Source organism: Proteus sp. fly-1067 (assembly GCF_040139345.1).
GTDB classification, from domain to species: domain Bacteria; phylum Pseudomonadota; class Gammaproteobacteria; order Enterobacterales; family Enterobacteriaceae; genus Proteus; species Proteus vulgaris_B.
In genome coordinates, this window is sequence record NZ_JBEEUL010000271.1 from 1 (window position 1) to 524 (window position 524).

General features: G+C 43.1%; 1 protein-coding gene. It reads left to right on the top strand.

Features of this window, described 5'->3' with window-relative positions; genetic code table 11:
• Positions 1–524 (top strand): HK97 family phage prohead protease (locus ABN217_RS20365; RefSeq protein WP_349460022.1); only part of this gene is annotated, 524 nt, incomplete at both ends.

Sequence of the window (524 nt, forward strand, 5' to 3'; positions counted from 1 at the left end):
ATGGTGACATTATTTTACCCGGTGCATTTAAGCATGTTTTAGATAAGCAAAAACAAAAAGTCGCTATGTTTTATAACCATCGAGTCTGGGAGCTTCCTGTGGGGAAATGGGAGTACATGGAGGAAGATCAAAAAGGATTACGTGTGAGAGGACAACTGACACCCGGTCATAGTGCGGCTCAAGATCTAAAAGCGGCAATGAAACATGGCACGGTTGATGGGCTTTCTATCGGATTCGGTTGTCTGCGTAATGACTTTGAGCGAACACCTTCAGGCCGTATTTTTAAAAACATCTCCCTGTTACGTGAAATTAGTATTTGTACATTTCCCGCTAATGACCAAGCACAGGTTTCATCACTCAAGAGCATCGATGGGTTATTAACGATCAGAGATATTGAGGATTGGCTGAGAGAGTCAGCCGGTTTATCAAAATCAGAAGCAGTCGGTTTTATTTCCCGCTTCAAATCCGCTATTCGGAGTGAGTCCGATGACACTCAACAATTCCTAGTCGCATCCATTGTTAAC